The organism is Actinosynnema sp. NPDC023794 (assembly GCF_040639675.1).
In the GTDB taxonomy this organism is placed as follows: Bacteria; Actinomycetota; Actinomycetes; order Mycobacteriales; family Pseudonocardiaceae; genus Actinosynnema; species Actinosynnema luteola.
Map to the genome: position 1 here is coordinate 1 of NZ_JBFAFR010000089.1, position 4,775 is coordinate 4,775.

A 4,775-nucleotide genomic window follows, 5' to 3' on the forward strand; every position below is an offset into this window, starting at 1 on the left:
AGCAGGACACCCTGCTGCCCGGACCCGACGCGCGGCTGTCCACCACCCGGTTCGAGGAGTGGCTGCCGCTGAACCCGCCTCCGGCGAAGTAGGCGCCCGCGTCGGGCCGCCGTCCACCGCTGGTACTCGTAGCACCACGCAGCTCGACTGGCGTTCTGTGCGTTCCGTGGCCCGTGGAGATGCGCCGGCTATGCGCGGCCGTGGCCCGATGCCGAGCTCAGCATGTCCAGATCTATGGAGTACCAAGTCGATCGGAGGAAGGCGTGCAACACATCGCCTCTGCCGGTGTAACGGAGTCCACGTGCCTCCAAGCCGTCGGGCAGGACGACACGGCAACGCCCGCCTTCCTGACGTACCCCGTCTCGGCTGATCCGCAGCAGCGTCGCGACGTCGTACTCGGGGCCCCAGCCACTGAGGAGGGCGAGGTCTGGACCGCGTCGCAGCAGCTGGTGGGCTGACTTGCACGGGGAGGCTCCCCAGTCGGTCACCCGCTCGCCGGCGGCGGACAGGACGTGAAATTCGGTGTAGGGGCAGAAGTAGGCCGTCTCACCTTCGACGTTGAGCGAGTAGCAGTCGGAGATGTAGGGCAGACCGGCATCCAACGGGTAGAGCCACTCGGTGGTCAGGTCCTCCCTGAAGCGGGCGAGCCCATGCCCTTCCGGGCCACTTCCGCCCATCGCTTCGTCGAAGTACCCGACCCAAACCTTGCCCGCGGGCGTGGTCAGCAGCTCCTCGATGGCGTCACCGAGGTAACCGCTGTGCTCGAGCTCGCCGCTCCCGGTCCACACCTCCGCGTTGACCGCGCCGGGCTTGGCCCGGGCAGCCGCCAGCAGAACGCGCTCGTCGGGCAGCGGCTGCACGAACCTCACCCTCAGGTCCGTCTCCACGTCGACGGCGCCGACGACCCTCCGCCGGCCGCCGACGTGCCAGGTCACCTGCTTCCGGTTGCCGCCCTCGCGGTATGCCCACACGGCGAAGGCCGTACCGTCGGGGCCTACGCCCACCGCTTCAGGCTCCCGCATCGCGGCCGGGTCGGCCGGCATCACGAAGCCGTGCCGTCGGAGTGGCACGACCGGCAGCGTCAACGCCTCCACCCGCCGCCGAAGGCTCGCCTGGTCGCGTTCCGCATCGGTGCTCATCACCGCCATCATCCCAGCCGGGAACGGCCCGGCCGGCACCCTGTCGACGTAGCTCCGACTCGGACACCACCCACTCGGTCACCGGCCGGCCGGAGGGGAGGCGAGGTTCAATCCCGGTATGGACAACACGCCGCTCGTCCGGGCGATCGTCGAGGCCCTGATGTTCCTCGAACACTCCGGGGAGGACGAGATCGACCCGGATGCGGCCGTGCGCGGCATCGAGGTGATCGGTCATGAGCTGGACGCCTTGAGCGCCGCCGACCGGGCGGAGTTCCGGCTGGTCCTGGAGCGGATCGCGGAGACACCGGGCGACAGCGGACACGCACAGCGGGCTCGCGAGGTGCCGTTCATGCTTTGGGGCGTCGGACGTCCTGACCGACCGATATCGGGCGGCACTGCGGTGTGACGCCGGCCGTGAGGGGCAACAACGCCGCCCAGTCGCACACGACGACCGCCGGAACACCGCCACCGCGCGGTCAACCGCGTACTCCCGCAGTCGCGCAGCGGCGCCGCCGGAGCGGTGTCGAGGCGTTCAGTCCTGGGAACCCCGCCGCACCGCGTACGAGCGCACTGCGCGCAGGAAGTCCACTTGCCGGAACGCGGGCCAGTAGACGTCGCAGAAGTGCAACCGGGAATCGGCGGCCTGCCACAACAGGAAACCGGAGAGCCTGCGTTCACCGCTGGTCCGGATGACGAGGTCGGGGTCCGGCCGACCGGCGGGGTCGAGGTGCGCGGTGATGTCCTCCACGGTGAGCGTGGCGGCCAGTTCCTCGGCGGTGACGCGGCGCTCGGCGGCCTGGTCGAGCAGCGAGCGGACCGCGTCGACGATCTCCTCGCGGCCGTCGTAGCCGACCGCGACCGTCAACTCGGAGTCGGTCGCACGCTCCAACGTCATGTCCCGCGCCCTCTTGAGCGCGTGCGCGGTCGAGTCGGGGAGGAGGTTGAGCCGCCCGGTCACGTTCAGGCGCCATCTCTCCGACCGCGCCACCACGCGGTCGACCACGACCCGTTCGACGACCTCCATCAGGAAAGCCGTCTCCTCCGAATCGCGCTTGCGCAGGTTGTCGCTCGACGCGACGAACACGGTCACGTACCGGATGCCGAAGTCGGCGCACCACCCCAGCACGGTCTCCAGGTGCTCACCGCCGTGCAGGTGGCCGATGCTCGGGTTCGCATGACCCCGTTCGCGGGCCCAACGGCGATTCCCGTCCATGATGAGCGCGACGTGGCGGGGGAGCGGACCGCTCGCCACCTGACGGCGCAGCCGGCGAGCGTACAACGCGCGCAACGAATCGACCAGTCCCACGAGGGGAAGGTACCACCGGGTCGAACCGCGAAGGACGCGTCGCCCACCGCCGCTTCGACCTCACCCGGAACCCGCGCCACACGCGCCTCGGTCAGGGCCGGAGCCAGCGGCCGAACCACGCACGGGTCCGGCGCAGGACGTCGAGTTGGTGATGGCGTTCCCGGATCGAGTGCCCCTCTCTCGGGTAGATCACGAACTCGTGCTCGACGCCGAAATGGCGCAGCGCCCGGTGGAAGTACACGGACTGACCGAGGGGCACGTTGGTGTCCTCGGCGCCGTGCAGGATGAGCACCGGAGTGCGAACGCGGCCGGCGAAGGAGATCGGACTGACCGCGTCGTGCGGATGCGGACCGACGCCGGACCACCCGGTGCTGCCACCGAGCGCGGCTTCGAACTGGCCGTGCTCGCCGGTCGCGGCGAGCATGCCCCAGTCGATGACGCCGGCGAGGACCAGCGCGGCGCGGAACCGATCGGTCTGGCCGACGGCCCAGGCGGACATGAACCCGCCGTGGCTCCCGCCGGCGATGCCCAGCCGATCCGGATCGGCCACGCCCTCGGCGATGAGCAGGTCGATGCCGGTCAGGATGTCGGTCCACTCCTCCTGCCCGACCCTGCCGGCCACGCTGAGGGCGAACTGGTGGCCGTGGCCCTGGCCCCCGCGCGGGTTGGGCAGGAACACCGCGTAGCCGGCGGTGGCCAGCCACTGCGCGCTGGGGAACCAGAACAGCTGGAAACGATCGGCGTAGCGATCGTACGGGCCTCCGTGCACGATCGTGACGAGCGGGAACGGGCCGTCGGACGCGGTTTTTCCGACTGGCAGTACGAGCAGGCCGTCGAGGTCGAGGCCGTCGGCGGCACGGTAGGCCAGCGGTCGTTGGGTCCCGAACGCGATGCCGTTCAGTTCCGGGCGGGTGTCGGTGATCTTCCGCAGCGGCCCGCTCGGTGGCCCGACCTGGACGTTGGCGGGCTGGTACCGGGTGCCGGTCAGGGTCGCGATCTTCTCGCCTCCGGGTGTGGTGGTGAGGTCGTCGAGGCGGCCGGGGTGCTGCGACAAAGTCGTGGGACCGGTGGGGTCGAGCCGCGCCAGGGTCGTGTTCAGGCCGTCGGCGAACACGACCAGTGGGGCGGTGTCGGTCTGGTGCAGTTCGGTGGGGCACATCGGGAGGCCGGACGTCCGGCTGCGCAGGAGGCGGCTGTCCACGGCCAGGTCGAACACGGCGGTGCCGGCTTGCAGAACCGGTGGGGTCAGAGCGAGGTAGCCGAGGTGCCAGCCGTCCTCGCCCGGCCACCAGGCCAGGGACCGTGCGTCCGCCCCGACCGCTCCGAGATCCACCGCGGCCCCGGTGGTGGGGTCGAACAGGTGCAGGCGGCCGGTGCGAGGACCGTAGTCGTTGTCGCTGCCGGCCCGGGTGAGCACGGCGAGCGGGCCGCCGTCGGGTCGTTGCCGCAGTTCCACGACGTGCCGGTCGCCGAACACGGCCGGCGTGGTGACCTGGCCGGTGCGCAGGTCGAGCAGGCGCAGCCGGGCCCGCGGCTCGCGCTCGCCGACGACGATGGCGTCGTCGCGGTCCTGGGCGCGGCGCGTGTCCTGTTCGGTGGGTTCGTCCTGGGCGAGCAGAGCGACCAGGTCGGGGTCGGCGAGCGGCAGGTGGTCGATGACGCCGGCGCGCCAGTGGGTCACCGCGGTCGCCGCGCCGTCGGCGAGGGTGAGCCGGTGCAGCTGCGAGGTGCCGCGGTCCGCGCGGTCGGACAGGAAGAACAGCGTGCCCGAGTCCGCGGACCAGCGTGGTCGGGACTCCGCTGCGGTGTCGGTGGTCGCCCGGCGCGACGCGGCGGCGCCGTCGGTGTCGACGAGCCGGAGTTCGGTGTCGAGGTGGTCACCGGTCCGGCTGGTGGGAGCGAGGACGTAGCAGAGCAGTTCCCCGTTCGGGGCAAGGACTGGGGTCTGCGGTGCGCGACCATCGACCACGAGTTCGGCGGTCAGCTCTGTCATGTGGCCAGTCTGCCGACCTCTCGCGGGCTCCCCGCGACGGAGTGGGGCCTGGATGTGATCTTCCGTCGCGCACTTCTGGTCGTGGTTCCGTTGTCGTTGTGGGGCTTGCCGCCCGGTCAGGCGGCAGCGGGCTCCGAGCCGGAGCGCCTTCCAGGACCGCAACGACCCGACAAGGCAGCGGTCGGCGTGTCCGATCCGAACGCGGGTGCTGGTCCGGTTCGATCCGGTGACCGGTCGCGGCCGGCGCTGTCGCCACCCGGGTGACGGCGCCGAGGACGTGGACGCCGTGCCGGGCCAGGGCGTCGTGGAACAGGGACGTGACCAGCCCGGTCGGTTC

4 protein-coding genes are annotated in these 4,775 nt (G+C 71.3%); 1 reads left to right on the forward strand and 3 read right to left on the reverse strand.

Going from position 1 to position 4,775, the window contains the following annotated elements; all coding sequences use genetic code 11:
• Positions 1-188: 188 nt before the first annotated feature.
• Positions 189-1,178 carry a hypothetical protein gene (locus AB0H12_RS45095; protein ID WP_499632925.1) on the reverse strand — a complete coding sequence of 330 codons (990 nt, stop codon included), beginning with the start codon at positions 1,176-1,178 and terminating at the stop codon, positions 189-191.
• Positions 1,179-1,257: 79 nt separating this feature from the next.
• On the opposite strand from AB0H12_RS45095, the gene AB0H12_RS45100 reads away from it, so the two are divergent.
• On the forward strand, positions 1,258-1,545 hold the full coding sequence (locus AB0H12_RS45100; RefSeq protein WP_499632927.1) for a hypothetical protein: 288 nt from the start codon (positions 1,258-1,260) through the stop codon (positions 1,543-1,545).
• Positions 1,546-1,671: 126 nt separating this feature from the next.
• On the opposite strand, the gene uppS is transcribed toward AB0H12_RS45100, so the two are convergent.
• Together uppS and AB0H12_RS45110 are read right to left on the reverse strand one after the other, a co-directional pair.
• Positions 1,672-2,445 (reverse strand): polyprenyl diphosphate synthase, encoded by a 774-nt coding sequence (uppS, locus tag AB0H12_RS45105; protein ID WP_499632929.1) that lies wholly within the window; start codon positions 2,443-2,445, stop codon positions 1,672-1,674.
• Between the two features lie 91 nt (positions 2,446-2,536).
• Positions 2,537-4,438, reverse strand: a complete 1,902-nt coding sequence (locus AB0H12_RS45110) for a S9 family peptidase (RefSeq protein ID WP_499632930.1) — start codon at positions 4,436-4,438, stop codon at positions 2,537-2,539.
• Between the last annotated feature and the right edge of the window lie 337 nt (positions 4,439-4,775).